Annotated in this window: 30 protein-coding genes and 1 pseudogene; 22 read left to right on the plus strand and 9 right to left on the minus strand. The window is 47.0% G+C overall.

The features are described from left to right. Window positions 1–196: 196 nt before the first annotated feature. The 4 genes from MHI30_RS04385 to MHI30_RS04400 all read left to right on the plus strand — a co-directional run bounded on the left by MHI30_RS04385 (window position 197) and on the right by MHI30_RS04400 (window position 4,771). Window positions 197–640 (plus strand): DoxX family protein, encoded by a 444-nt coding sequence (locus tag MHI30_RS04385; RefSeq protein ID WP_075755167.1) that lies wholly within the window; start codon window positions 197–199, stop codon window positions 638–640. Next, window positions 612–1,472, plus strand: a complete 861-nt coding sequence (locus tag MHI30_RS04390) for a VOC family protein (protein ID WP_075755169.1) — start codon at window positions 612–614, stop codon at window positions 1,470–1,472. The genes MHI30_RS04385 and MHI30_RS04390 overlap by 29 nt, the downstream gene beginning before the upstream one ends. A 163-nt stretch (window positions 1,473–1,635) precedes the next feature. Then, the gene (locus MHI30_RS04395) at window positions 1,636–3,234 is read left to right on the plus strand and encodes a glycoside hydrolase 43 family protein (RefSeq protein WP_075755171.1); all 1,599 of its coding nucleotides are present in this window, start codon (window positions 1,636–1,638) and stop codon (window positions 3,232–3,234) included. Further along, a complete protein-coding gene (locus tag MHI30_RS04400) occupies window positions 3,224–4,771 on the plus strand; it encodes a glycoside hydrolase family 43 protein (protein WP_075755173.1) in 1,548 nt (515 codons plus the stop codon). The genes MHI30_RS04395 and MHI30_RS04400 overlap by 11 nt, the downstream gene beginning before the upstream one ends. On the opposite strand, the gene MHI30_RS04405 is transcribed toward MHI30_RS04400, so the two are convergent. Beyond that, complete coding sequence (locus MHI30_RS04405) at window positions 4,768–5,613, minus strand: AraC family transcriptional regulator (RefSeq protein WP_075755175.1); 846 nt, start codon at window positions 5,611–5,613, stop codon at window positions 4,768–4,770. The genes MHI30_RS04400 and MHI30_RS04405 overlap by 4 nt on opposite strands. Before the next feature lie 50 nt (window positions 5,614–5,663). Here MHI30_RS04405 and MHI30_RS04410 point away from each other — a divergent pair, with 50 nt between their 5' ends. The 7 genes and pseudogenes from MHI30_RS04410 to MHI30_RS04440 all read left to right on the plus strand — a co-directional run bounded on the left by MHI30_RS04410 (window position 5,664) and on the right by MHI30_RS04440 (window position 13,441). Beyond that, the gene (locus MHI30_RS04410) at window positions 5,664–7,136 is read left to right on the plus strand and encodes an extracellular solute-binding protein (protein ID WP_075755177.1); all 1,473 of its coding nucleotides are present in this window, start codon (window positions 5,664–5,666) and stop codon (window positions 7,134–7,136) included. A gap of 128 nt (window positions 7,137–7,264) precedes the next feature. Then, on the plus strand, window positions 7,265–7,858 hold the full coding sequence (locus tag MHI30_RS04415) for an NAD(P)H-dependent oxidoreductase (RefSeq protein ID WP_016886243.1): 594 nt from the start codon (window positions 7,265–7,267) through the stop codon (window positions 7,856–7,858). Continuing rightward, complete coding sequence (locus tag MHI30_RS04420) at window positions 7,855–8,466, plus strand: NUDIX hydrolase (RefSeq protein WP_016886242.1); 612 nt, start codon at window positions 7,855–7,857, stop codon at window positions 8,464–8,466. The genes MHI30_RS04415 and MHI30_RS04420 overlap by 4 nt, the downstream gene beginning before the upstream one ends. A 14-nt stretch (window positions 8,467–8,480) precedes the next feature. Next, window positions 8,481–9,012 (plus strand): annotated as a pseudogene (locus tag MHI30_RS04425) (YfiT family bacillithiol transferase). A 187-nt stretch (window positions 9,013–9,199) separates the two neighbouring features. Continuing rightward, entirely contained in the window at window positions 9,200–11,752 is a 2,553-nt protein-coding gene (gene mprF / locus MHI30_RS04430) for a bifunctional lysylphosphatidylglycerol flippase/synthetase MprF (RefSeq protein WP_003179900.1), read from the plus strand. 114 nt (window positions 11,753–11,866) lie between these two features. After that, entirely contained in the window at window positions 11,867–12,763 is an 897-nt protein-coding gene (locus MHI30_RS04435) for a PhzF family phenazine biosynthesis isomerase (RefSeq protein WP_003179904.1), read from the plus strand. 99 nt (window positions 12,764–12,862) lie between these two features. Then, complete coding sequence (locus tag MHI30_RS04440; RefSeq protein ID WP_075755179.1) at window positions 12,863–13,441, plus strand: nitroreductase; 579 nt, start codon at window positions 12,863–12,865, stop codon at window positions 13,439–13,441. A gap of 39 nt (window positions 13,442–13,480) precedes the next feature. Here the strand turns inward: MHI30_RS04440 and MHI30_RS04445 are convergent, their stop codons facing one another. The 4 genes from MHI30_RS04445 to MHI30_RS04460 all read right to left on the minus strand — a co-directional run bounded on the left by MHI30_RS04445 (window position 13,481) and on the right by MHI30_RS04460 (window position 15,620). Then, window positions 13,481–13,675, minus strand: coding sequence for a YfhD family protein (locus tag MHI30_RS04445; protein WP_003179908.1), 195 nt, complete (start codon window positions 13,673–13,675; stop codon window positions 13,481–13,483). A gap of 68 nt (window positions 13,676–13,743) precedes the next feature. Continuing rightward, complete coding sequence (locus MHI30_RS04450; RefSeq protein ID WP_003179911.1) at window positions 13,744–13,857, minus strand: YfhE family protein; 114 nt, start codon at window positions 13,855–13,857, stop codon at window positions 13,744–13,746. A 66-nt stretch (window positions 13,858–13,923) separates the two neighbouring features. Continuing rightward, complete coding sequence (locus MHI30_RS04455; protein ID WP_003179913.1) at window positions 13,924–14,454, minus strand: GNAT family N-acetyltransferase; 531 nt, start codon at window positions 14,452–14,454, stop codon at window positions 13,924–13,926. Window positions 14,455–14,720: 266 nt separating this feature from the next. Then, window positions 14,721–15,620, minus strand: coding sequence for a TIGR01777 family oxidoreductase (locus tag MHI30_RS04460; RefSeq protein ID WP_011197673.1), 900 nt, complete (start codon window positions 15,618–15,620; stop codon window positions 14,721–14,723). Between the two features lie 68 nt (window positions 15,621–15,688). Here MHI30_RS04460 and recX point away from each other — a divergent pair, with 68 nt between their 5' ends. Both recX and MHI30_RS04470 read left to right on the plus strand, forming a co-directional pair. Continuing rightward, window positions 15,689–16,480 (plus strand): recombination regulator RecX, encoded by a 792-nt coding sequence (gene recX / locus MHI30_RS04465; RefSeq protein WP_003179917.1) that lies wholly within the window; start codon window positions 15,689–15,691, stop codon window positions 16,478–16,480. A gap of 4 nt (window positions 16,481–16,484) precedes the next feature. Continuing rightward, on the plus strand, window positions 16,485–16,799 hold the full coding sequence (locus tag MHI30_RS04470) for a YfhH family protein (protein WP_003179919.1): 315 nt from the start codon (window positions 16,485–16,487) through the stop codon (window positions 16,797–16,799). A gap of 30 nt (window positions 16,800–16,829) precedes the next feature. On the opposite strand, the gene MHI30_RS04475 is transcribed toward MHI30_RS04470, so the two are convergent. Continuing rightward, entirely contained in the window at window positions 16,830–17,000 is a 171-nt protein-coding gene (locus MHI30_RS04475) for a YpzG family protein (protein WP_003179922.1), read from the minus strand. Between the two features lie 26 nt (window positions 17,001–17,026). Beyond that, window positions 17,027–17,176, minus strand: a complete 150-nt coding sequence (locus MHI30_RS04480; RefSeq protein WP_003179924.1) for a small, acid-soluble spore protein K — start codon at window positions 17,174–17,176, stop codon at window positions 17,027–17,029. Between the two features lie 131 nt (window positions 17,177–17,307). Here MHI30_RS04480 and MHI30_RS04485 point away from each other — a divergent pair, with 131 nt between their 5' ends. The 4 genes from MHI30_RS04485 (at window position 17,308) to MHI30_RS04500 (ending at window position 22,193) form a co-directional block, all read left to right on the plus strand. Then, window positions 17,308–17,577: a YfhJ family protein gene (locus MHI30_RS04485; protein WP_003179927.1), complete on the plus strand. Its 270-nt coding sequence runs from the start codon at window positions 17,308–17,310 to the stop codon at window positions 17,575–17,577. Between the two features lie 704 nt (window positions 17,578–18,281). Continuing rightward, a complete protein-coding gene (locus MHI30_RS04490) occupies window positions 18,282–19,241 on the plus strand; it encodes a glycosyltransferase family 2 protein (protein WP_009329019.1) in 960 nt (319 codons plus the stop codon). Further along, complete coding sequence (locus MHI30_RS04495; RefSeq protein ID WP_003179929.1) at window positions 19,210–19,611, plus strand: GtrA family protein; 402 nt, start codon at window positions 19,210–19,212, stop codon at window positions 19,609–19,611. Before MHI30_RS04490 ends, MHI30_RS04495 begins: the two co-directional genes overlap by 32 nt. Further along, window positions 19,608–22,193, plus strand: a complete 2,586-nt coding sequence (locus MHI30_RS04500) for a YfhO family protein (RefSeq protein WP_075755183.1) — start codon at window positions 19,608–19,610, stop codon at window positions 22,191–22,193. The genes MHI30_RS04495 and MHI30_RS04500 overlap by 4 nt, the downstream gene beginning before the upstream one ends. Here MHI30_RS04500 and MHI30_RS04505 read toward each other — a convergent pair. Continuing rightward, window positions 22,190–23,173: a metal-dependent hydrolase gene (locus tag MHI30_RS04505; protein WP_003179931.1), complete on the minus strand. Its 984-nt coding sequence runs from the start codon at window positions 23,171–23,173 to the stop codon at window positions 22,190–22,192. The two genes, MHI30_RS04500 and MHI30_RS04505, sit on opposite strands and share 4 nt — an antisense overlap. 207 nt (window positions 23,174–23,380) lie before the next feature. Here MHI30_RS04505 and mutY point away from each other — a divergent pair, with 207 nt between their 5' ends. Next, entirely contained in the window at window positions 23,381–24,466 is a 1,086-nt protein-coding gene (gene mutY, locus MHI30_RS04510) for an A/G-specific adenine glycosylase (RefSeq protein ID WP_075755185.1), read from the plus strand. Between the two features lie 25 nt (window positions 24,467–24,491). Here the strand turns inward: mutY and MHI30_RS04515 are convergent, their stop codons facing one another. Then, window positions 24,492–24,716, minus strand: a complete 225-nt coding sequence (locus MHI30_RS04515) for a hypothetical protein (protein ID WP_020450628.1) — start codon at window positions 24,714–24,716, stop codon at window positions 24,492–24,494. 83 nt (window positions 24,717–24,799) lie between these two features. Between MHI30_RS04515 and fabL the strand changes: the two genes are divergently transcribed. The 4 genes from fabL to MHI30_RS04535 all read left to right on the plus strand — a co-directional run bounded on the left by fabL (window position 24,800) and on the right by MHI30_RS04535 (window position 26,900). After that, a complete protein-coding gene (gene fabL, locus MHI30_RS04520) occupies window positions 24,800–25,552 on the plus strand; it encodes an enoyl-[acyl-carrier-protein] reductase FabL (protein WP_075755186.1) in 753 nt (250 codons plus the stop codon). 68 nt (window positions 25,553–25,620) lie between these two features. After that, window positions 25,621–25,785, plus strand: coding sequence for a gamma-type small acid-soluble spore protein (locus MHI30_RS04525; protein WP_003179939.1), 165 nt, complete (start codon window positions 25,621–25,623; stop codon window positions 25,783–25,785). Between the two features lie 174 nt (window positions 25,786–25,959). Further along, window positions 25,960–26,205, plus strand: coding sequence for a YgaB family protein (locus MHI30_RS04530; protein ID WP_003179940.1), 246 nt, complete (start codon window positions 25,960–25,962; stop codon window positions 26,203–26,205). A gap of 164 nt (window positions 26,206–26,369) precedes the next feature. Beyond that, a complete protein-coding gene (locus MHI30_RS04535) occupies window positions 26,370–26,900 on the plus strand; it encodes a DUF402 domain-containing protein (protein ID WP_003179942.1) in 531 nt (176 codons plus the stop codon). Window positions 26,901–26,903: the final 3 nt, after the last annotated feature.

A 26,903-nucleotide genomic window follows, 5' to 3' on the forward strand; every position in this document is an offset into this window, starting at 1 on the left:
ATCAATGAATGAGCAAAGCTCATAAAATGTCTTGACGTAAGTTTGTTATTTATATATACTAACTTACACAAAGTAAGTAACGAACGAAAAAAGGAGGACACTGCAGACTTCTTATACGGATGATATGTTGATAGATGGATAAAGTTGGCGTTCGTCATTGGTTTTTAAAATAAAAAATAAACAAGAGGAGAAAATAATGAACAACAAATACGAATTAGGTGCATTAATTTTACGTTTGGTTACAGGTCTTACATTTTTGCTTCACGGGCTTTCAAAATTTCAAGGCGGGATTGAAAATACTGTAGGATTTTTCAGCAGTGTCGGAATTCCGGGCTTTCTCGCCTATATCGTAGCGATTATCGAATTGGCCGGAGGGGCTTTAATGATTCTCGGGCTCGGTACGCGTGTGATTGGCCTTTTATTTGCGATTGTCATGCTGGGGGCCATTTTCACTGTTAAGCTTTCCGCCGGATTCATGGGAACGGATGGAGGCGCAGGCTATGAATTTGATGTAGCGCTTCTTGCCATGTCTGTATACCTGGGCTTGAGCGGAAGTCGGATGCTATCCCTTGGGGAAGTGATCCTGAAATCAAGGAAAGAAGGAAAAACAGATGACGCAGCAAATTCACCCGGGCACTGAGCTCGGATATGTCAAGCTGAAGGTGAGCCGTCTTGAAAGATCGGTTTCTTTTTACAGGGATGTGATCGGTTTTCAAGTATTAAAACGGGACGGCAAAACGGCGGAGTTCACAGTTGACGGGAAAAATCCGCTTCTGATTATTGAGGAAATTCCAAATGCTGTTGTGCTGCCTGAAAGATCGGCAGCAGGCCTTTATCATTTTGCCATTTTGCTTCCAAATCGAAAGCAGCTCGGCATGGCTGTGAAGCATTTGCTCCGCTCCGGTATTGAACTCGGCCAGGGAGATCACCTTGTCAGCGAGGCGCTTTACTTGTCAGACCCTGATCAAAACGGAATTGAAATCTACCGGGACCGTCCACGCGAGGGATGGAAGCGTGATGAACAGGGGAACTACGTGATGGGTACGGAGCCGGTTGATGTCCAAGGGCTTCTTGAAGAAGCCGATGGTCACGAATGGCAAGGTCTTCCCCCTGAAACAAAAATCGGACACGTTCATTTTCACGTCAGAGATTTGAAGCAGGCGAAAGAATTTTACCACGCTGTGCTGGGATTTGATATCACGGGAGATTATCAGCACATGTCAGCGCTTTTCGTCTCTGCCGGAGGCTACCATCACCATATCGGCTTAAACATCTGGGCCGGACAACATGCGCCATTTGCTCCACGTGATGCGGCAGGCATGGCGTATTACACGGTTCTTCTCCCGAGTCAGGCGGAACTGGACCGAATCGTAAAAAAACTGAAAAGCTCAGGTTATGCCGTTGAGCATCAAGAAAACGCATGGTTTGTTCAAGACCCGGCTTCAGGCATTGATATCAGGTTGACTGCTTGAAAAGGCGAAACTAAGGTGAAACTTTAGTTTCGCCTTTTTTTTATGCCATTCAATCAAAGGACAACAATAGCAAAGAATGAGAATAAACAGACATTAATAACAAAGATTCAGGGGCGGCAGCTGTGCTAACATGAATTTGAAAAATTAACAGGGGTGAAGGTTGATGGCAAAAAGCCTGACTGGCAAGGCGAAACATCCGCCTGTCTGGAATCCGAATATTGACGGCGGACGGTTTTGCAATCCCGTTCTTTTCATGGACTACTCAGATCCGGATGTCGTTCGGAAAGGCAGCGACTTTTTTATGGCGGCCTCGAGTTTTTCCTGTTTTCCCGGAATTCCCGTTTTGCACTCGACAGATTTGGTGAATTGGTCTTTGATCAGCCATGTGTTTGACGAACTCCCCTTCGACGAATACGAGGCCCCTGCTCACGGCAAAGGAGCATGGGCGCCGAGCATTCGGTACCATAACGGGGAATTCCTCGTGTATTTTGCAACGCCTGATGAAGGAATCTTCATGAGCAAAACATCAGATCCGTTTAAAGGATGGGAGCCTCTTATACACGTCAAAAAGACAAAGGGCTGGATTGATCCTTGTCCATTTTGGGATGACGACGGAAATGCTTATTTGATCCACGCCTACGCCAACAGCAGAATCGGAATCAAGAGTAAGCTGAATCTATGCCGAATGAAAAAAGACGGAACGGCATTGAAAGACGATGGCGAGATCGTCTTTGACGGTACGCTGAGCCACCCTACCATTGAAGGGCCGAAACTGTATAAAAAAGACGGCTATTATTATATCTTTGCTCCGGCCGGAGGGGTGAAGACAGGCTGGCAGACGGTTTTGCGTAGCGAGCAGATTTACGGTCCCTATGAAGACAAGGTTGTCCTCCGCCAAGGAAATACAGCGATTAACGGCCCGCACCAGGGAGGCTGGGTTGAGCTTGATTCCGAAGAATCATGGTTTATCCATTTTCAAGATCGCGGAGCATTCGGCAGAGTAGTGCACCTTCAACCTGTCCGCTGGATCGACGGCTGGCCGCTGATGGGCGAAGACATAGACGGCGACGGGATCGGCGAACCGGTTTTGCAATGGGAAAAGCCGAAGACGAACGCCAAAGAAGTGAAACAGCCCTTTGACCATGCCAATGATGATTTTTCTTCAGATCGCCTTGCGCTTCATTGGCAATGGGAAGCGAATCCGCAGCAAGACTGGTACTCTCTCAGCGCCAGTCCCGGCCAGCTTCGCTTGTACAGCCGCGGCATCCCGCATCCGTTCAAACTGAGCCGTCTGCCGAACCTTCTGATGCAGAAATTTTCGGGCCCAAGCTTTACAGCAACGGTCAAATTGTCGCTAAACGCCTTGTCGGACACGATGCTGGCCGGCTTGGCTGTTATGGGAAGGGAATACGCCTATCTCGGCTTTTCGAAATCGGAAAACGGTTATCGGCTTTCTGTATACAAAGGCCGTATGGAAGGTGAACAGGAAGATGTCAAAACAGAAGAGCACGGCGTACAGGCGGAAACGGTCTATTTGCGCATGACTGTTGATGAACAGGCGGTGTGCCGTTTCAGCTACAGCATGGATCAGCGTCATTTCACACAGATTGGTGATTCGTTTCAGGCTGTACCCGGGCTGTGGACAAGTGCCAAGGCAGGTGTATATTGCACTGATACCGAAGGAGCAGACGGACAGGACGGCTGGTGCGATGTTGATTGGTTCAGTGTCGAACCGGCAGGAGGGGAATGTCATGAACGGTGATCACACATATACGAATCCGGTGTTGACCGGTTTTCATCCAGATCCTTCAATTATCAGAGTCGGGGAAGATTATTACATGGTGAACTCAACGTTTCAGTATTTCCCGGCAATCGTTATTTCCCACTCAAAAGATTTAGTCCATTGGAAGATCATCGGCCACGGAATTACGGAGAATGACGGATTGGACCTGTCTGATATCAATGATTCGCACGGCATTTGGGCGCCCGATATCTCGTATCATGACGGAACCTTCTACATTTTCGCGACACACAGGCTGAACGGACCGACCGTCATCAACGGACGAGAGCTGATCCGCAGACAGATTATGATCAAGTCCAGCCGCCCTGAAGGACCTTATTCAAAGCCCGTTTTCATTGATGAAGGCAGCGGCATCGATCCGTCTCACTTCGTTGACGGCGACGGGAAACACTATATGCTGCTCAGTCCTGCCTGCACGCTCTTTCCTTTAAATGACGAGTGCACAGAAGTTTCCGGCGAACCGGTTCAGATTTGGGAAGGGACCGGCAGAAGGGCGCCTGAAGGGCCGCATGTGCTGAAAAAAGACGGGTATTACTACGCGATATTGGCGGAAGGAGGCACCGGATATTCCCACTCGATCACGACAGCCCGCTCGACGCATTTGTACGGTCCTTATGAGCCCTGCCCGTATAATCCGATATTAACGCAGACAGACCCGGATGCTCCGATTCAAAGAGCGGGGCACGGCAAGCTCGTTGAAACCCAGAATGGAGAATGGTGGGCGGTGTATCTATGCGGACGGCCCAATGAGGGAAACTATACAACGGTTGGCAGGGAGACCGCTTTGGATCCCGTCGAATGGAAGGATGACGGCTGGTTTGTCATCAATGGCTTGAACGGCCCTAGCCTGATCCAGCGCGCTCCCAACCTTTCTCAGGTCAAATGGGATGAAAAGAATTTCGACGATTTTGACGATGTTACGCTCGGTCTTGACTGGCAGTTTGTCAGAAATCCCGACCATTCAGGCTGGTCTTTGACCGAAAGACCGGGATATCTCAGGCTGTGGACAGGTGATTGGGATTTACACGACATCCGCGCAAAAAATACGATCGTCAGAAGGGAAAAACACCACCAATACAGCGCCGGCGTGAAACTCGACTTTTCACCTTCGGCGTCCGGCGAGCAAGCGGGGATCGTCTGCTACTACAGCACGAATAATTATTTGAAATGCTGCCTGACCTATGAAGAAGGATTAAAGATCAAGGTCGTGGAAAATCGCTCCGGCTTCCAAAAAACGCTTGGGGAAAAACATGCCGAAGCCGGCCCGCTGTATTTAAAAGCCGTCATCAATAAGCAAAAGAGGGATTTTTACTACAGTTATGAAGGGAAGCATTGGCATCACGCAGGCGGTACTGATGACGCCCGTTTCTTAAGCGATGAGGGTTCGCGTGACGCAAAGGGGCATACGGGAACGATGGTCGGGGTATTCGCCAATAACGGCGGAAGCGGCAGAAAGGCCGCCGCTGATTTTGACTGGTTCCGTTATACCGCATATTAAATGTCTCTGCTTTTTTTCCTGTATTGAAGCGGCGGGATGCCGACGATTTCTTTAAATACTTTATTGAAATGGCTGATATGCTTAAAACCGGTATCCGCGGCGATGTCTAATATTTTCTCGTCTGTATCACGAAGCCGTTTTTTCGCTTCGCGGATCCTGATGTGCCGGATATACTCCTGAAGATGAAAGCCGGTCACTTTTTTAAACACTCTGCTTAAATAGGATGGGCTGATATAAAATTGTCCGGCCAGCCTGTTTAATGTCATCGTTTCTTGAAAGCTGCCGTTGATATATGAAGCGATTTCCGAGATTTTTTCATCCATCGGGTGAAGTGTACGTGTTTGATTGCGTCCGCCGCCCGCAAGGCTCCGGTAAATGGAAAAAAGCAGCTGAAACAGCAGCGCCCTGACGACATCTTCGTGTCCTTCTTTTTTCAGCTTGCACTCCTTCTTCATCTCCATCAGCAGATGTTCGACTGCCGCCTGTTCACGGAGGGAAAATGCGATGAAATTTTGATTTTCCGGGAACGGAAGCAGCCGATAATGGCTGCACTCAAGCAATGGTTCGATGAAATCGTGCGAGAAATTAATCAGGATGCGTTCGAACTCTTGAACTTCTGTGCTTGACGTTCGGTGGAGGTCGTGGGGGTTGATGATGATCATCGAGCCTTTTTCCGCGGTATAGACGCTTTGGTTAATAAAATACGTGCGTTCTCCGCTGAGCAGATAATACAGTTCATAGCCTTCATGAACATGCGGCGCGTTCATCTCGGTAAATCCTTTTCTCTGCATATATTGAATCGAAAAAGAATGCTCGGCTATGAAATATTTAGGATGAAGCATGTCGGGCATTCCTCCTTGAAAACGTTTTCTTATCAAGCGGGAGGGATCATATGAAAAAGTTATGTTGCCTGATCTTGATCTTGGTTTTTTCAGCGGGCTGCACGCAGCAAAAGGCGTCAACAGAAGAGGACGGGGCGCTTGAAATCGATTGGCTCGTACCGCTCCACACGCCGCAGCCTCCGAAGGAGAAGGCGCTTGATATCATTGAAGACAAAACGAATACAAAGCTGAAGCTCATTTGGGTTCCGGATTCAACAAAAGAAGAGCGGATCAATACAACGCTTGCCGGCGGAAGCATGCCTAAAGTGATGACATTGCCTGATCTTGAAGATTCAGCGGTGGTCAGCGCGCTGCGATCGGGAATGTTCTGGGAAATCGGTCCGTATTTAAAAGACTATCCGAATTTAAGAAAGCTTGATAAAACCATTTTAAAAAATATCTCGGTTGATGGCAAAGTTTACGGGATTTATAGAGAAAGGCCGATGGCCAGACAGGGAGTCGTGATTCGGAAAGATTGGCTCGACAATCTCGGCTTGGAAATGCCGGAAACCGTTGATGACCTTTATAAAATAGCAAAAGCGTTCACCGAACAGGACCCCGATCAAAACGGAAAAGACGACACGATCGGTCTTGCCGACCGCAATGACCTCACCTTCGGAGCGTTTAAAACCCTGGCTTCGTACTTTGGCGCACCGAATGAATGGGGGACGGAAGAAGACGGAAATCTGTTTCCTTATTTTAAGCATGAGGCCTATAAAGACACAATGGCATATATGAAAAAGTTTTATGAAGAAGGCCTGATGAACCGGGACTTCGCGGTGACAAGCAAAACGCAGCAGCAGGATTTAGTGATTCAGGGAAAAGCGGGTATCTATATCGGCGCGATGAGCGATGCTATGAACTTGCGTGATCAGGGACTCGCTTTGAATCCCGAATTTCAGCTTGATATCGCAAACCGGATCAAAGGCCCCGACGGCAAGGAGCGCACATGGGCGCTCGGCGGTCATGGCGGGATGTTCGCCATTTCGAAATCAAGCGTCAAGACTGAAGAAGAGGTCAAAAAAATTCTCGCATTTTTTGACAGAATCGCTGAAGAAGACCTCAACAATTTAATGTTGTATGGAATAGAAGGCGTACACTATGAAAAGAAAGGCGACAGCGGCTATTTTCGAAAACAGGAAAACTACCACCTGTGGGAAGCGGAAATTCAGCCGTTAAACCAGCTGATCGGCATCAATAAACAAGCTTTAAAAAGCGCTGAAGATCCGCTGCGCGCCAAAAATGAAAAGCTTGAGGAGGACAACCGGGCAATCGCAGTCCAGAATCCGGCCGAACCGCTGTATTCCGCCGCACAGATGGACAGGGGAACAGAATTGAAGAAAATCATCGATGACGCCACATTCAAATTTATTCTCGGGGAAATCAATGAAAAAAGCTTTGACGAGGCAGTCGTAAAATGGGAGAAGCATGGCGGCGGAAAGATCATGAAAGAACTGAATGAAGATCTGAAAAAAGCAAACTAAACAGAAAACCCTTTCCATTTTTTTGAAAAGGAAAGGGTTTTTCATCGTATTCGCTCCAAGTTCATTTTCTTTAAATTCTGCAAAATAAACAATATAATTCCATCATAGGACGAAAAGGAGGAAGCGATATGCAGACTGCCGTTATATATGCACACCCAAATCCAAACAGTTTCAACGGAGCCATTTTAAATCAAGTCATAAAGGCGCTTGAGGACGGTAAGCATTTTTATGACGTCATTGATTTGTATAGAGACCGGTTTGATCCCGTTCTATTATTTGATGAAAAGAAAAGGCGCTCAGATATGAAACGCGATCCGGAAACTGCCGAATATCGAAGAATTGTCAAAAACGCCGACCATCTGATTTTCATTTATCCGCTTTGGTGGGGCGGAATGCCAGCGATCATGAAAGGCTTTATTGACCGCGTTTTTGCCGCCGGAGAAGCCTATACATATCAAGGAAAGCTGCCAAAAGGCCTGCTGAAGGCGCGCACGGCATCAGTTTACTACACGGCTGACGCTCCGTCTTGGTATTTGCGGTTTTGGCAGCGGGATGCCGACTGGGTGACGGTTAAAGATGTGATGTTGAAGTTTTGCGGCGTACGGCGGGTAAAGCGCCTGCTGTTTGCCGGCGTGAAAGACAGCTCTGAAGAAAAACGCACGCAATGGCTTGACCGTGTCTACCGGTCTATAGCTCCTGCAGATCGGGGGATCAGCAAATGACAAAGGAGATGAAGTGGCTGGATTGGGCAAAGGAAATTCAAGCTATCGCCCAGGCGGGGCTTGCCTATACAAAAGATGACTTTGATCGTGAACGTTTTGAGCAGCTTCGCGAGCTGAGCTGCGAAATCATCGCCGATTATACGGAAACGGACTTCTCTAAAGTGAAAGAGCTTTTTGCCGGGGAATCGGGCTATCAAACGCCTAAAGTCGATGTGAGAGCCGTAATTTTTAAAGATCATAAGCTCCTCCTTGTCCAGGAAAAAGCAGACGGCAAATGGGCGCTGCCAGGCGGATGGGCAGACATCGGCTTTACGCCGAAAGAAATCGCGGTTAAAGAAACGCTTGAAGAGACAGGTTTGAAAGTCAAGGCGCATAAACTTCTGGCGGTCATGGATAAAAAGCGCCACAACCACCCCCCTTCTGCCTTCCACATCTATAAGCTGTTTATCTCCTGTCAAATTGTCGGAGGCAAGGCGGAAGCGGGGACTGAAACACAAAACCTTGTTTTTTTCTCATTGGAGAATCTGCCTGAATTATCGGCAGCAAGGAATACCTATGAACAGATCGAATATCTTTTTGAAAAACATGATGAAGTGTATTGCGACTAAGGGAGGAACAGACAATGGATCAGTTGAAATATCCGATCGGCACCTTTTCCAAACCGCTTGAAGCGGACGAAAGGGAACTGGAAAAATGGATCGGGGATCTGAAGCAAGCGCCGCATCTCCTGAGAAGCGCGGCGGCGGGACTAAATGAAGAACAGCTTGATACGCCGTACCGGACCGGAGGCTGGGCTGTCCTCCAAGTCGTTCACCATCTTGCCGACAGCCATATGAACGGGTATATTCGAAGCAAATTGGCGCTGACAGAAGAGACGCCTTTGATCCGCACGTTTGACGAACAGAATTGGGCCGGGCTTACCGATGCCAGAACGCTCGATCCGGATTTGTCGCTGGCGCTTTTAGACACGCTGCATCTGCGCTGGGCTGCTCTTTTTTGAATCTTTGACAGAAGCGGATTTTGAAAAAGCGTACATTTATCCTGGCACAGGTGAGGAGATGAAGCTGTATCAAGCGCTTGCTCTCTATGTGTGGCACTCACAACACCATATTGCCCATATTAAAGCGCATCGAAAAAGAATGGGCTGGAATTGAAAAAAACGCGCCGCGGGCGCGTTTTTTGTTTGCCGTTTGTTTTCAGAGGGGATTGTTAACAATAACATAACAGCGGAATCGTTGGTTATTGCTTTTTCTAGCCGGTAAATTAAGGTAAGATATATGAGTTATCACCCAAAACGTGATGGATTTATCTTGCGATTAGATTAGAGAGAAGTGGTTTTTCATGAAAAAAAATGCGCTGGCGATTTTAAGGATCGTGATTCCGGCGGCTGTTCTTTTGTTTGTCTTTTTTCAAGCGAAAAAAGAACTGGCCGGGCTGTCTTTTAAAGAAACATTTTTGATTATCGATCAAATTAATCGGATTGACCTATTCATCCTTGTTTTTCTCGGACTTGCCGCCATTTTGGCGATGACATTATACGATTTTGTTCTGGTCCGCTCCCTCGGAATGAAGGTTTCGAAATGGAAAACGATCAAAGTATCATGGATCGCCAACTCACTTAACAATGTTCTCGGGTTCGGCGGATTGTCCGGTGCAGGATTGAGAACGATCCTTTACAAAGAGCATGTTGATGATGTGAAGAAGCTGATCAGGGGGATCGCTTGGCTTGCGTCTTCGGTTCTTCTCGGGCTGTCTGTCCTCAGCCTTCTCGTCCTTGCCGGAATTCTGCCTGCCGGGGATCTGTTTACAGAAAAAACGTGGGTGCTGCTGGCTGTTGCCGGTACGGCGATGATCGCTCCCGGTGCGGCCGTCATTTTAATGATCAAAAAGAAGAGAAGCAGAGGAGCCGAAAAGGGCATGCGGCTTTCGGTCTTCTTTTCTTATCTGGGTGCATCGGTGATCGAGTGGGTTGCCGCAGCAGCGGTCATGTATTATTCCCTTGCAACGATGGGCGTCGAATTGGACTTAAAAACCGTCATCGGCGTTTTTACGATTGCTTCGGTGGCCGGAATGATCAGTCTCGTTCCCGGCGGATTCGGTTCGTTCGACCTGCTTTTTTTGGTCGGAATGAGCCAGCTGGGGGTTGATCAGGAAATCACTCTGACGGCGATTGTGCTCTACCGGATCGCCTATTCGTTTATCCCTTTTGTGTTCGGTCTTATTTTTGCAGCAGCCGATTTGACTGGAAATACGATGAAGAGGCTCGAAGAAAAACCGATTATTGCCCCGGCAATAGAAACGACCAATATTCTGTTGATTTTACACAGAGCGCTCCTATTCAGACTGCTGAACGGTTCGCTTTCAGTCATCGCATTTTGCAGCGGAGCGATTGTGATCGCATCTGTGGCGCTGCCGATTGACAGGATTACATTGATACCGAATATTTCGAAGTTCATGCTGGTGTTTTTTAACGGTTTGTCCCTCAGTTTCGGCTTGATTTTGCTGATTCTGCCGCTTGAACTTTATCGGAGGACAAAGAGATCTTATTATATGACGCTGACCGCTTTGGCGCTTGCCTTTCTGTTCACGCTTTTTAAAGGCTTTAATATTAGCGCCGTCTTCATGATTCCTGTGGTGTTTGCCCTGTTTGTATTGCTGAGGGGGCAGTTTACAAGGGAGCGGGCTGTCTACACATTCGGGCAAATCGCATGGGGAGCTTTTATCTTCCTCTTTACTTTATTGAATTACAATATTATCGCTTCACACATTTGGGAGGCGCTCGGCCATCTTCTTGTGAAAGATTATTTCATTCACAGTGAACGCCATGTCGACTTCGCGACGTTTTTTGCGTTATTTTTCGTTCCGCTGTATTTCGCTGTTTTCATCTGGGCGTTTAACAGGAAAACGAAAGAGATCGGTGAAGAGCCTGATCCGGAGAAACTGGAGGCATTCTTAGAAGAAAAAGGCGGCAACGCTTTGAGCCATTTAGGCTTTTTAGGGGACAAGCGGTTTTTTTATTCAAGCGACGGGAATGCGCTGATTCAATTCGCCAAAGTCGGCCAGCGCCTCGTTGTGCTCGGCGACCCGTCCGGCCGGGAAGACTCGTTTCCGCTCGTGATCAAAGAATTCCTTCATGCGGCTGACCAAAAAGGGTATCTTGTCATTTTCTATCAGATCGAACGCGAAGACATGGCGCTCTATCATGACTTCGGATACCGCTTTTTCAAGCTTGGAGAAGAGGCGATTGTCGACCTTGACACCTTTACAATCAGCGGAAAAAAGCGGGCCGGACTAAGGGCGATCTACAACCGTTTTGAACGGGAAGGGTATACGTTCCATGTCGAACAGCCGCCGTTTTCGAGAGAATTCCTCAACGAGCTGAGGCAGGTGTCTGATGAATGGCTCGGCCGCAAAAAAGAAAAAGGCTTTTCGCTCGGGTTTTTTCAAGAAGATTATTTGCAAAAGGCGCCAATTGCCGTTTTAAAAAGCGAAGAAGGCGAGATCGTCGCGTTTATGAATATCATGCCGATGTACCGCGAAGGGGAAATATCCATCGATCTGATGCGCTATTCGAAAAAGGCGCCGAAAGGAATCATGGATGCGCTGTTCATCTATTTATTTCAATGGGGAAAAGAACAGGGCTACACGGCCTTCAATATGGGAATGGCCCCTTTATCGAATGTAGGGACAACGTTTCAGTCATTCTGGACGGAGCGGCTGGCCGCCGTGATTTTCAACAATGTCAGCTACATGTACAGTTTCAGCGGACTGCGGTCTTTTAAAGAAAAATATAAGCCGGTTTGGCGGGGGAAATATTTAGCCTATCGGAAAAACCGATCTCTCCCGGTAACGATGATCCTTGTGACAAGGCTGATCGGAAGGAGAACGAAATGAGGCCGTTTATTAAAACGGCCTTTTTTTTATATTGCCATTGTAAGAAGCACTCAAAAGGCGGTATACTGCAAATGATTGGAAGGGAAGGATCGAATCGACAAATGGGGGATCAAAATGAAGCCAATTGAAGTATTAAGATATGACGCATTTTCAAAGACTGCGGGTCAAGGAAATCCGGCGGGCATCGTGCTTGAAGCAGACGGGTTGACCGATTGGGAGATGCAGAAGATCGCTGAACAGGCAGGCTATAATGAAACGGCTTTCCTGCTGCCGAGCGAGTCGGCCGACATAAGGATCCGCTACTTTACGCCGGGCCATGAAATGAATTTATGCGGACATGCGACTGTTGCTTCTCTTTATGCGCTTTTGGAAAAAGGCGCGATTGAAGCTGGCGCGGAGCTGAAGGTCGAAACAAAAGCGGGCGTCCTTTCTGTGTATACCGCCTCAGACGGCAATCGGCGTTTTTTGGTGACGCTGGAGCAGGCGCCCCCGTGTTTTCAGTCTTTCACAGGAAGCAGAAGCCAATTGGCGGAAGCGCTGGGGATCAGCGAAGCGGACTTTCATGAAGCATTGCCCGTTGTTTATGGAAGCACAGGTATATGGACATTGCTTGTGCCGGTGAGAGATTTGGCCGCAATCCGCAGGATGAAGCCCGTTCAAGCTGAATTTCCGAACGTTTTAACCGAGATGCCGCGAGCATCTGTCCACCCGTTTTGCCTGGAGACGATCCATCGGGATTGCCAGCTTCACGGCAGGCATTTTTCATCGCCTTATTCCGGAACGAGCGAAGATCCTGTCACAGGAACGGCATCAGGAGTGATGGGCGCTTATATGAAAACGTTCGGAAAGGAATTCTGTGAAGAGGGCCAGACTGATTTTCAGATCGAACAGGGCCAGGAAATGGGGAAAGACGGAAAAGTGAAAATCGAAGTTGCGGAACAAAACGGCATCATGAAAGTGCGCATGACAGGAACCGCTGTATTTGCTGAAAAGCAAAGCTTTGAAGTGTAAACAAACACCGCCTTTTTTAGCGAGTGGAGATCATTGCAAACGCCAGCAGTTAACATTATAATCAACAATGATAATCATTTTCATTAAGGGGGCGGCCACATGAACGACACGCTAGAAATCCAAAGTATTCGCGATTGCGTCAGAAATAGAAGAACGATTCGAAAGTTTAAACAGGATCCGGTGCCGAAGGAAGTGGTGCTGGAACTCTTGGAAGATGCGATTTATGCTCCGAACCACAAGCTGACAGAACCGTGGCGATTCATTTATATCGGGACGGAAAGCGGGAAAAAGAAGCATGCCGACAATTTAAAAGCGGCGTTTAAAGAGCTCAAGCCGAATATGCAGGAAGAACAAATCAATAAGTTCAGGGAGCATATTCTCAGCGTTCCGGCTTTTCTCTTCGTTATTATGAAAGAAGACGAAAACGAACGGGTCAGACGGGATGATTTTGCAGCCGTCAGCTGTTTAATCCAAAATCTGCAGCTGCTCGCTTGGGAAAAAGGCATCGGCATGGTATGGAAAAGCGGGGAAGTTCTCTCTCATGAAACACTGCACAGGTTAATGGGACTGAAGCGCGATGAGCAGGTAGCAGCTCTCTTGCAGATCGGATATCCTGCGGAAATTCCTGAAGCGAAGCACAGGACGCCGGCCGCACAGCTTTTTACCGAATTAACTTAAAGAATGAGGCCCGGAACGTCGAATCCCGGGCCTCGATTATTATTTTGACTGCCGCTTTTTCGCGCGCTTATCAGCTGCCTGCATGCGGGCTTGTGCTTCGCGGTCATCCTGATCGGCGAGTTCTGCTGAATATTCCTCATACACTCCGTCAGCTTCTCGCTTATACTGATCAGGAACTTGAGGGAGTTTTTGCTTGTTTTTATCCCGGTTTTTGTGGATTGCATTTCTGCCCATATGATCACTCCTCATCAATAATCGGCCGGTCAAGCCTTATTGTTCGCTGATCAGGCTCCCGCTATGCATTACGATTTTTCCCTTGCGGCGCGCTCTGCCATTTTAAATTCGCGCGAATATCTGACTTCCTGCGTCTTGTTCAGAGTGGATTTAAAACGTTCGCGTTTTTTCTTGTCAGCCATCTTTTAAGCCTCCTAAAAACCTAAGTTATTCACAGGCTGTCCGTTTCCGCGGCATTTATACAAGTTTTAAGCTTCTTTTAACCGGCTGTTTTCCTCCTCGAATGTTCTCATGCTGTACAGCGTGTACAAATCTTTCGGGATTTCATACAGGTGAAATGTATCGCTGCCGGCCCAGTCAAGATCAGTCTTGACGGCATATGGGAGCTTTTCCGCGGCTTTGAGGGAGCGCATATTTGTTTTTCTGATTTTCATAAAAACGGCTTCAATTTGCTTTTCATAAAAAAGCTCGCAAAAAAACGCGTCTTTCGCCCGCTGGTTATAGCCTTTTCCATGGTAAGGCTTGCCGAGCCATGTGCCGAGGAAGCCTTTTTGCTCTTCGATTTCATACAAGCTGATGCAGCCGATCGGGTTTTCCCATTCATCAAGTATTGTTCGCGATATCAGCTTTCCCTGTTCTTCCTCTTCAATCATGTTTTTGACATGAAACATATACTCTTCAATCGTCTCCGCTTTATTTCTGACAAAAGGGAAGACATCCGGATGAATCATCAGTTCAAAAAGTGCATAGCAGTCGGTCAGTTCCCGTTTCTTCAGCATAGCAGCCCCTCCTTAGTTTGAGGGCGGCTTTTACAGCAGAACGGGACGCGTGAATCCACCCTCGGAATTTTTTAATTAGCGGAAGCAGTTGTCCGCGTATCTTGCACATCCATTAAAAAATTCGGGGTGGGAATCGAACCCACTAAAACCAGAGATCTGGTGGCGCACCATTTGCCTTCCCTGTACGTGTATGCTGCTAAAAAGATACTTACATTTTACGCAGCTGGGAAAGGAAAAGCTACAAGGATTTTGCCGGAAAACGCCTTTTATGCCAGAAGGTTGTGCAGGGCATCTTCCAGATCGGGATATAAGAAATGATAGCCGTTCTGAAGCGCTTTTTTCGGGAGGACGCGCTGTCCTTTCAGCACGAGCATGCTCATTTCTCCAAGTACGCCTTTTATCGCAAATTCGGGAACCGGGAGCCAGTGTGGGCGTTTTTCTACTTTCGCGACGGTTTGCCCGAATGTATCCATCTGAACGGGATTCGGTGCCGTGACATTGACGGGGCCGGACATCAGCGTCTGTTCAATCGCAGATAAAATCATGCCGACGGCGTCTTCGATATGAATCCATGGCACCCATTGCCGCCCCGAGCCGATGCGTCCGCCTGCAAACAATTGATAGGGGAGCGCCATTTTCGGGAGCGCGCCTCCGTCTTTTCCAAGCACAAGGCCAAAACGCATCCAGACGGTGCGGATGCCAAGCGCTTCGATTGGTTCGGCTGCCTGTTCCCACAAAGCTGTCGTTCTGCTTAAAAAATCCTCAGCCGAAACTGGAGATTCCTCCGTGAATGTCTGTTCAAGACTGGTTCCGTAAATTCCGACTGCGCTCGCCTGAATGAGGGTGTTCGGCTTCTTCTGAAGACTTTGTATGATGCGGGCCGACTCCTCCACAGAGCGGAGGCGGCTTGTCGCGATCTCCGCCTTCGTTTTTTCATTCCAACGGCCGAAAAGCGATTTTCCGGCTAAATTGATCCAAACATCGATATCGGTCAGATCTTTTTCAGGACGGGCGCCGTTTTTTTGCCAGAGAACGAAAGAAGTGTTTTTTTGTTCGGTTTCGGCCGGTTTTCTTGTTAAAATATAGACGTGATGTCCCCGGGCGGTTAAGGCGTTTGTCAAATGTCTGCCGATAAAACCTGTCCCCCCGGCAATCGCAATCTTCATCATGATTCCTCCCTTTCATGATCATTAACCTTATTGTAAAAGAAGAAAACAAAAGAAGGGAGTTATTTATGCCATATATTACAAAGATTTCTGCCCAGAAAAACAATGAAGAGCGGGTCAATATTTTTCTGGATGAAAAATATGCGTTCAGCGTCGACCTGGACGTGCTCGTCAAGTTTGACCTGCGAAAAGGCAAAGAGCTTGATGAGCTTGATATCATTGAGATTCAATACGGAGACGACGTTAAAAAAGGGTTCAAAAAAGCGCTCGATTATTTGTCATACCGGATGCGCTCGACAAAGGAAGTTCAAGACCATCTTAAGAAAAAAGGCGTCGCAGACTCCGCGATCACAGAAATTCTGCATATGCTTAAAGGTTATAAATATTTGGACGACCGCGAATTTGCGGCTGCATATGTCAGCACCCACAGAAAAACGAGCGGCAAAGGCCCTGATGTCTTATTCAGAGAGCTTAAATTGAAAGGGATCGATGATGAACTGATTCATGAAGCGCTCAGTTCGTTTTCGTTTTCCGATCAGGTCGAGGCCGCGGTCAAGCATGCGGAAAAAGTACTGAAAAAAGAAAAAAAGCTGTCCTCCAAAGAGACGAAGCAGGCCATCGAACAGCACCTTGTCAGAAAGGGTTTCTCCTTCGATGTCATTTCGGCCGCGCTTCAGGAAACCGATTACGAAAACGACGATGGCGCTGAGAGAGAAGCGCTTGAGAAGCAAGGAGAAAAAGCAATGAAGAGGTACGGTTATGACGGATCATACGAAACGAAAATGAAGGTCAAACAGTATCTGTTTAGAAAAGGATTTTCAATTGACTTGATTGACCAATTTTTAGATGAAAAGGGATGAGAAGATGGAGAAAAGATACAGTGAAATGACTGCACACGAACTGCACCAGGAAATTGCGGGTCTGACCGAAAAGGCAAGAAAAGCAGAACAAATGGGGATTGTGAATGAACTGGCCGTTCACGAACGGAAAATCGCGATGGCGAAAGCCTACCTTCTTGATCCGGCCGATTTTAAAGCCGGCAACGTATACGAAATCGAAGATGGGGGCGACGATTTCCATATCCGCTATTTAAACGGCGTATTCGCCTGGGGATACCGTCTTTCGTCACCGGATCATGAAGAGGCTCTGCCAATTTCTTTATTAAAAGAAAAGGGCTAAGACAAAAAGCCTAAACCCTTTTCATAACTGCTATCTTGTCCGGATGCGCGTGTTGCGCTGGAGAATGATGAGATCCTGAGTCTGCTGCGTTTCTCCGTTCACCTGCGCGCGCGCATGCTTTGTGTTTGCCCATGGCTGCGGATAGTTTTGCGTTTTCATCTGGTTAAAATCGTTTGTATACGGTTTGCGATTTGCACACAACAGAAATCACTCCATCCCAGAAAAGTTTAGCGTTTGCCGGAAGCCCTCATTCTTTCTTGAGGATGAGTATTTGTGCTTCCGTCAGGGCGCTTTGAAGCAAAATCATCTTTGGCCCGGGGCTCGCCTTCAAATTTATTGTTGTTCATGTTCGGAAAGCCTCTTGATTTATTTCGCATCTCTTTTTAGGCTCCTCCAATCAAGTCCAAAATATTTGCGTCTTCGGTTCGGAAGACGTAAGGTTAGTATATGAAAAGGACGACGTTTTCAAAAAGAAAGTTTTTTCCTTAGGGAAAGGGGGAAAAGCCAAGTGGAAGAGTACTTTGAAAAACTGACAAATGCGCTTCTTGAAAAAAATCATATGCTGAGCTACGCACAAGCCAGAACATGGGTTGAACTGCTGTGGGGGGATTTCGAGGCGACATTTGCAAAGGCCGGCCACCCGTACAGAGGAAAAGAGCTGACAGAGCGAGTCGTCAAAGAGTGGATTGAGCACTACGGCAGCCAGTTGCATTTATTTCAAAATGACAAGCCTTCTTACCAGGATCTGTTCTCCGGAGCCCGCGGGCTGCTTCATTGAGCATTGCTTTAGAAGGAAATGATGCATTGTCTGACTGTGCCGCCTGGCACTGGCCTTACTGGATGAGGACGGTAAGGGTACACTAAAACAGGTGCGCTCCGCGTCAGCAAATATAAAGAAAATGAAGCGGCTTTCGCGCCGCGAGGTCAAATCGTCCGGTTAACGAACTGTGAAAGAAGAAAGCTTTTTCCTCCGCTTGCAGAGAGAGCCGAGCAAGAGCCGAAAAGCTCTCCTTCGGGCGGCAGAAAACATGTTGCCGTTTTGCGGAATGGGAAAGTGAAGCTGTCATGCGAAAACGGCCGGCGGCGGAGCCAGATCCGGTTTTCGCCCGATGACAAAGACTTGCTCCCTTTTGCCCGAACATATCAAGGAAACGGATTTGATTGCGGCGGCGGGGTTTGGCCCCTAACAATCAGTCCTGATGCAAGTTCTCTTGCGGCTGCTTTGGTTTCGGGGAAGATTGAACTTATGTGAAAAATGTCGCAAAAGGAAAAATTGTTATGTTGCCCTGATTGAAGCTAAAGGAATATCATTTTTTTACCACTTGTTCATAGATGTCTGATATAATGACAAAATAATCTTGTAGAAAATAGTACAGCGTGCCCACAGTTTTCCTTTTGTTGTGTGGGAAGCGGCTAGATGCAAGTATCCTGCCAAGCGGATGCCGGATGCAATTTTATTATGTCCAAAAGAGGTGCCTTTAAGTGAAGAAAGGATTCGTTTCAATCATTATTCCTTCATACAATGAAGCAAGCAATATTAAATTGATTTATGAATCGTTAAGGAACGAATTTCAATCCATTGATTATGATTATGAAATTTATTACATAAATGATGGAAGCACTGATCGAACATTGGAGGAAATTAAAAAACTAGCCGAAAAAAGCGAGCATGTGAAATATATTTCGTTTTCACGGAATTTCGGCAAGGAGGCAGCCATCCTTGCCGGTTTTCAGCATGCCCGCGGCGATGCTGTTGTGGTGATGGATGCGGATTTGCAGCACCCGACATACCTCCTGCACGATTTTATTAAAGGGTATGAGGAAGGCTATGATCAAGTGGTAGCCCAGCGCAACAGAAAGGGAGACAACCCCGTGCGCTCCTATTTGTCATCCCTTTATTACCGCTTTATCAACAATGCGGTAGAGGTTGATTTAAGGGACGGCGTCGGCGATTTTCGTCTTTTAAGCAGAAAAGCCGTTAATGCGATGCTGAAGCTGAGCGAAGGCAACAGGTTCTCAAAAGGGCTGTTTTGCTGGATCGGTTTTGACCAAAAGATTGTTTATTACGAGAACGTCGAAAGGAAAAACGGAAAATCCAAGTGGTCGTTCCGCCACTTGTTGAACTATGGAATCGACGGGATTGTGTCGTTCAACAACAGACCGCTGAGAATGTGTTTTTACGCCGGTATTTTTATCCTTTTTCTATCGCTTATTTATATCGCGGCCACATTCATCAGGATCTTAAAATACGGTGTGATTGTTCCCGGCTATTTTACGATTATTTCCGCCGTCCTGTTTCTCGGCGGCGTTCAGCTTCTCAGCCTCGGAATTATCGGCGAATACATCGGGCGCATTTATTATGAGACGAAAAAGCGGCCTCATTACTTGATACAGGAGGCAAACATCGCTCATGGAGAAACTCATGAAAATCGTGAATCCTGAATTTATTCGCTTTGCCGTTGTCGGTGTAGTGAATACTTTGAATTACTATGCGGTTTATTTGCTGCTGCATGTTTTGCTTCAGTTGAATTATATGGTTTCGCATATTGCAGCTTTTTTCGTCAGCCTTGTGATTTCCTTTTTTCTGAACTGCTATTTTACTTTTAAAATCAAGCCGACGCTGGCAAAGTTTTTGCAATTTCCGCTGACACAGCTCTTTAATTTGACGGTATCTTCTTTGTTCGTCTACACGTTTGTGAATTTTTTCAAGATGAACAGTGAGGCAGCTCCGCTTGCCTCCATGTTTTTAACCGTTCCTCTGACATTTTTAGTGACAGGGAAGATTTTGAAAAAAGACAGGGGAAGAGTATGAAGAAAACAGTTTTTCTATTTGTGATCGCAAGCATTGCAGTTTCAGTGGCCGCCCATTCTTTTTTTCTGTATGAATGGGCGCATGACCGCTATATGACGGGGAACGGCGACGGACTTGCACAAATGATCATTTTTAAGTCGTTTCTTTTTGAGCAATACAAACAAGGGAACTTCTTTTATTCGTATTCTTTCGGTCTCGGGGGCGGCATCTACAGCCAGCTCGGCTATTATTTCACGACTTCTTTTGTCTTCATCGCTTCATTCGCGGCCGTTTTTCTGATGCAGCTTTTGCATTTGGCCGGGGATGCGGATCCTTTGTTTTGGGCGCAGGCCGCCGTATTCATCAGTGTCATCAAGCTCAGCCTGATCATTTTAGCGGCAGCGTATGCGTTAAACGGTATGGTGAAAAACAAGCTTGCCGCCTTTACGGGTGCGGTTTTGTATGGCACATCGGTCATCTATTTCAGGCACACGGTGTTCTGGGAATTTTTCAGCGACGCCATGCTGTGGCTGCCGCTGCTTGTCGCCGGAGCTGAGAAAGTCATCAGAGAAAAGCGGACAGCACTGTTTATTACCGCTTGTTCTTTGACGCTGATCAATAACTTTTACTTTGCCTATATCAACTTGATTTTCATTGCGATCTATATCATCTTCCGCTGGCTGATCAGGCTTGACCCGGAAAAGGAGGCGCCGAGGTGGAAACAATTCAGAATGTTCGCCGCTTCAGGCCTGATTTCTTTCGGAATCAGCGCGATTTCCTTTGTGCCTGCAGTTTACGGCTTTTTAAACAATTTGCGGCCGCCGTATGACCAGGCTGTCGCTGTATACGATCTGACGGACAACATTCTGTTTTCCAGCCGCATTGTCTTGCTGCCGGCTGTCTTTATGCTGTTCTTGTTCGCATTTTCCTTCTATAAAAATAAAACGTTCAGGCTGTTTGCCTCAATCAGTGTGCTGCTTGTGCTTCTGCATTACAGCCCGCTTGCGGCAAGCGCATTCAACGGTTTCTCCGCTCCGCAGAACCGCTTTGAATACATGCTCGCTTTTACGATCGGGGGAGCGGCGGCCGCAGGAATGACCGAACTGAAAAACATCAGGCGGAAAGAGATGATATGGTCTATCCTGCTTGTCCTTCTGGTTTATATCGCGGTCATTTGGCGGAAAGACTTGGATTTATCACTTATGCAAAATTGGAGCATTATTGTGCTTCTGTTCCTGACAATCGCCATATTTACGGCGGCGGGGTTTCAATATAAGAAATCGCAGCTTTTTTTGCACGTCTGCATTTTATTATCGTCCGTCCTCGTGGCGAACACGTATCAAAAGTATGTTCTGTCTGAGTCAAGCGGCATTAAAAACGTCACGAAAAGCTATTTGACCAGCAATGAGTACAATGGCGAAGAACAGCGCCGCCTCCTGAACAACATTCGAAAAGACGATAAGGGTGACCCCTATACAAGGATCGACTGGATGAACGGCGTCCGCAACAATACTCCGCTGATGCAGGATTTTAACGGCTTCAGCGCCTACTCAAGCATTCTCAATCGCGATCTTCTTCTGTTTTATTGGGAAGACCTTCAAATCGATATGGGAAGGGAAAGCGTCAGCCGCTACGCATCGATGGGCGACCGGGCCAACTTGTACAGTCTGCTGTACGGCAAGTATTACATGACGGAAAAAGACAATGCCGCCAATGTTCCGTACGGGTTTATTCAAACGGATGAATCAGAGCACTACACAGTTTATAAAAACAAATACACCTTGCCGTTTATCCGGACGGCGCGAACGTTGTTTACGGAAAAAGCTTTAGCAGATGCGCCAGTTTTAGCGCGGGAGCATGCGATGCTTGAAGGAATCGTGCTTGAGAATGGCGGTAACGGAAAAGAGCAGCCGCCGAGCGTTCCTGATTTGATGAAGCAGACGAAGCTGAAAACCGAGGGGGCGAGCTATCATAACGGCTTCCTCGACGTCACCGCTGAAAACGGAGGCATCGATCTCATTCCCGAAGGCGGGGTTCCAAAAGAAGGCGACTATTATGTCGGATTTTATTTAAAAAGCCTTGCAAAAGACCAGTTCTTCAACTTGCGGGTCAATGATTATGTAACATCAAGAAAGTCAAACCAGTCGATTTACAAAACAGGTGTTTACGATTTAACGATCAGGGTGCCGAAAACAGATAAAATTTCAATCAGGCTGCCAAAAGGGAAATATCAATTGGACCATTTGAGGCTGCACCAGGAAGACTATCAATTGCTGAAAAAAGCCGCCGCCAAAAAAACGCCGGCCGCCGACTTGAACTGGCGGAACAATCAAGTGTCCATCAGCTTTGACAATCAAAACGGAGACCGCTACATGGTGCTGCCGGTTCCGTACGAAAAAGGCTGGGAAGTCACTGTAAACGGAAAAACGCAAACCGTTCAAAAGGCAAATTACGCGTTTATTGGAATCCCCATCGAAAAAGGGAAGAACAACATCCGTCTCGTTTATTACCCGCCGTACTTCAAAGCTACCTTGGCGGTTACAGTCATCAGCCTCATCATCGGAATCTGGTACAGCAGAAGGAGAAAAAAGCTTGGCTCTTAAACAGAGCCAAGCTTTAATTTTTTTTGAAGTTTTTCCTCGCTGAAAATCCATCCGGTATAGGAGGTGATTAATTCGAGCGTGTCCCTGTCGATGTGTGCGATCGCCACGAAAGGGTAGTGTCCTTTGCTGCGGTATCGCAGATCGATAAAGCGGACTTCGTAATGATCCTTATACGTATCGATCTCCCATTTGTAAACCGGTGAGAACGAAAGAAACGCCGAAATGTTCTTATCCTGTTTCGCCGCTTTCATCACATCCGTATCCGGTAAAGGCACCCTGTTGAATGTGTCGACGATCACGACGTTTCCATCCATGCTCCGTCCGACGTAAAAAGCCGATTTTGCTTTGACGGCGATTCGCCATTGCCTGAATTTCATCGTAGGCGAAATAATGATTTCTTCAATATCATCGATTTTTTCACGGAGCTCATGCTTGATTTTCCTCTGCATGAAATACCTCACCAGATAATAACCGGCCAAGACGATGTAAAGAGCCAAAAATGTATAGCCTTGATGCGCGCCTGCCAGCCAAAAGGCGATGGCTATGAGATGGCTGACGAAAATAAACGGATCAAATGTATTAATCAAGCCGAGCGCTACCCATTTCCTTGAAAACGGTCTGACCGCCTGTGTCCCGTATGCGTTAAAAATATCCACGAACACATGAAGCGCGACCGCGGCAAGGGTCCAAAGCCACAGGTGAAGCAGATTGGCTTCGGGATAAAACAGCATGAGAATGCCCGGAATCATCAGCGACCAGGCGAGAACAGCGGGGATGGAGTGGGTGAATCCCCTGTGGTGCCTAATATAAACAGCGTTGTTTTTCAATTTCAAAACGGTATCGATATCCGGAGCCTGAGATCCGGCGATTGTCGCAATCATCACGGCTTGAGCCATTGATGGGTCCATTCCGACAACTGGATCAAGCGTCGCGATGCCTCCGAGTGCAACGCCCATGACAACATGTGTGCCAGTATCCATTGGTGACCTCCCCTAATGGTGCTAGAAAATCATTTTTATTTTCCAAAAACAGAACGAACGATGGACCTTGCCTGAAATATTTAACGCTTTTGCTTTCTTCACTTTTAATGTAACATGTTATCGTATATGCATATAGTTTACAACAAAAAGCCGAAGTAACAAAAGATCGGTATGCAAATGTGACGTGCACAGGCAAGGAGAAGTTTCATGATGGATCTGCAAAAGAAATTAGAGCAAAAAAACATCAAACAATTTCAAGAAGATTTAATTTCTTGGTATGAGCAAGAAAAACGGGATCTGCCATGGCGCTCAGACAGCGACCCTTATAAGGTATGGGTGTCAGAAGTGATGCTTCAGCAGACGAGAGTGGACACGGTGATTCCTTACTTCAACAACTTTATTGAAAAGTTCCCGACCGTTGAAGCGCTCGCTGAAGCCGACGAAGAAAAAGTGCTTAAAGCTTGGGAAGGACTGGGATACTATTCAAGAGTTCGGAACTTGCAGAGCGCTGTCAGGGAAGTTCACGAACGATACGGGGGAGTGGTTCCTCCTTCAAAAGAGGAATTCGGCAGCTTAAAAGGTGTCGGCCCTTATACAAGAGGCGCGGTGCTGAGCATCGCCTACAATCAGCCGGTCCCCGCGGTGGACGGAAATGTCATGCGGGTCATGTCACGGATTCTTTCCGTATGGGATGATATCGCAAAGCCTAAAACCAAAACCCTGTTTGAAAAAATTGTCGAAGCGTTTATTTCCGAAGAAAAACCGTCCGAATTTAACCAGGGGCTGATGGAGCTTGGCGCTGTCATCTGTACGCCGAAATCGCCATCCTGCCTTCTCTGTCCCGTCCGAGAACACTGTTCCGCTTTTGCAGAAGGCTGTGAAAAAGAGCTTCCGGTTAAAAGCAAAAAGAAAAAACCTTCGGTAAAAACTCTTGCAGCCGTTGTCCTGACTGATGAAGAAGGATACATCTATATCCATAAAAGACCGGCATCAGGCCTTTTGGCAAACCTTTGGGAATTCCCGAACACAGAAACGCAGAAAGGACTGAAGCACGAGCGCGAACAGCTTGCGGCTTTTTTGGAAGAAGCAGCCGGAATAGAAGCCGAAATCGGTCCGCTTGAAGGAATCGTAGAACACGTGTTTACACACCTTGTCTGGAACATTTCTGTCTTTTTCGGGAAAACGCTCGATCAACCGGATGATTCATACTTTAAAAAGGTCACGAAAGAAGAGCTCGCTGAATATGCCTTCCCGGTATCGCATCAGAAAATATGGAATATGTATATGAAATAGGCAGCTTGACTGTGCATGCTGCCCGTTAGTCGTACTGGATGGTGGTGCCGTGCGTATAATCGGCTTCCTGGCGGCGCAGTCCGCCTCTTGCTTGAATTTCTTTCACAACCTCCAGGTACTCGGCATGCCCTTCTTCATTAAGGAATGGCATGATTTGCTGGAAGGCGCGGTGAAAATAGAGAAGCTCCGCATCTTTCCACTCGTTTTTCGGCGTGTGATCGAGCTCGCTCATATCGCGTCCTACGTACATAAGGCGAATGCCTCCTTTTTTGATCGTGTTATGAGCTATTTTTTATCAGATTTTCAATCACTATACTAGGAGATGAATGACAGATGGAACAAAGAAAATGTGCCCTTATTACAGGAAGCAGCCGCGGCGTCGGCAAAGCAGCCGCCCTGAGGTTTGCCGAAAACGGCTACAATATCGTCATCAACTATGCAAGAAGCAAAAAAGCGGCCCTTGAAACGGCTGAAGAAATCGAAAAGCTCGGTGTCAAAGCATTGGTCGTCAAGGCGAATGTCGGGCAGCCGGCGAAAATAAAAGATATGTTTCAGCAAATCGAGGAAGCCTTCGGCAGACTGGACGTGTTCGTCAACAACGCTGCATCCGGCGTATTGCGCCCCGTCATGGAGCTTGAAGAAAGCCATTGGGACTGGACGATGAACATCAATGCGAAAGCTCTGCTATTCTGCGCGCAGGAAGCGGCAAAGCTGATGGAGAAAACGGGAGGCGGCCACATTGTCAGCATCAGTTCGCTCGGTTCGATCCGTTATTTGGAAAACTATACGACAGTCGGCGTTTCAAAAGCTGCGCTTGAATCATTGACAAGATATCTCGCTGTTGAGCTTGCGGCGAAAAACATCATCGTCAATGCGGTTTCGGGAGGCGCGATCGATACAGATGCCCTGAAGCATTTCCCGAACCGCGAAGAACTTTTGGAAGATGCCCGGCAAAATACGCCTGCCGGCCGCATGGTTGAGATTAGCGACATGGTCGATGCGGTGGAGTTTTTAACGTCGGGGAAAGCGGATATGATCCGCGGACAGACGATCATTATTGACGGCGGCCGTTCACTGCTCGTATAAATTTTTCGCGTTCAATGAATAGGATATCATCCTCCTGCACAATCTAATGGTCGTGGAGGTGATATACAATGGCTAACCAACAATCCAAAACAAACGCACAAAAAGTAAGACAACAAAACCAAGCTTCTGCACAAGGTGGTCAGTTCGGCACTGAATTTGCCAGCGAAACTGACGCGCAGCAAGTAAGACAAAATAACCAACAAGCTGAGCAAAAAAAACAGCAAAACAGCTAATCACTGAAACAGGAAAAAGCACTTCACCATCGGATGAGGTGCTTTTTTCTTTTCGTTTTTTGATCCGACAAAACATCCGAATCTTAGCCAGAATCAGTCAAAGGACATCCGGCATGTATAGAGAAATGTTAGTTAGGCAATAAATGGAGTAGAGCATAGAATGGAGGATCCCGAATGCCGGAATTTGAAAACTTGGTTCAGGGGCAGATGGAGATTATGGATAAGCTGTTGTATCTGCAAGCGGAGATTGAAAGATGCCAGAAAATTGAAAAAGAACTGGCAGCCCTTGAAAAGAAAGCCCAGCTTTTATCGATCCGGGAAGATATATCCCAGAAGCGGAAAGATCTTGCTCAAATTCAGGATTTATTCCAAAAGCAGACGGAGCAGGTGATTCAGGCTTATCAAAGAATCGAAGCATGAGCCTCTCTTTATCGTTTTTTAGAAAAGAGCCATTCCTGTTCGGGAGTGGCTGTTTTATTTTCATTTTTTATTTTCAAACGTTATAATAAATAAAAGAACTGTCGGACAGGCGATGTGACACACTGACTTGTAAGGCTTTTGCAAAGAAAGTAGGGGAGAAAAACATGGGCTTTCCCAAGGAAGGAGAAACCATTCAAATTCATAGCTATAAGCACAATGGACAGATTCATCGGATTTGGAATGAAACAACGATTTTAAAAGCAACGGAATTGTGCATCATCGGCGCCAATGACCGGACAATGGTCACAGAATCTGACGGCCGGACATGGGTGACGCGAGAGCCCGCAATTTGTTATTTCCATGCAAAGCAGTGGTTTAACGTCATCGGCATGCTTCGCGAAGACGGGATTTATTACTATTGCAACATCAGCTCGCCGTTTGCTTTGGACGATGAAGCCATCAAATACATCGACTATGATTTAGACGTGAAAGTCTTTCCGGATATGACGTATCATATTCTTGATGAAGATGAGTACGCTGATCATAAAAAGGCGATGAATTATCCGAAGGAAATCGACGGCATTTTAAGGTATCACTTAAATACGTTGCTGCATTGGATACACCAAAGAAAAGGCCCGTTTGCATCTGAATTTATTGATATTTGGTATGAACGGTATTTGCATTATACAAAATAATCC

Source organism: Bacillus sp. FSL L8-0528, from assembly GCF_038593085.1.
Classification (GTDB): domain Bacteria; phylum Bacillota; class Bacilli; order Bacillales; family Bacillaceae; genus Bacillus; species Bacillus paralicheniformis.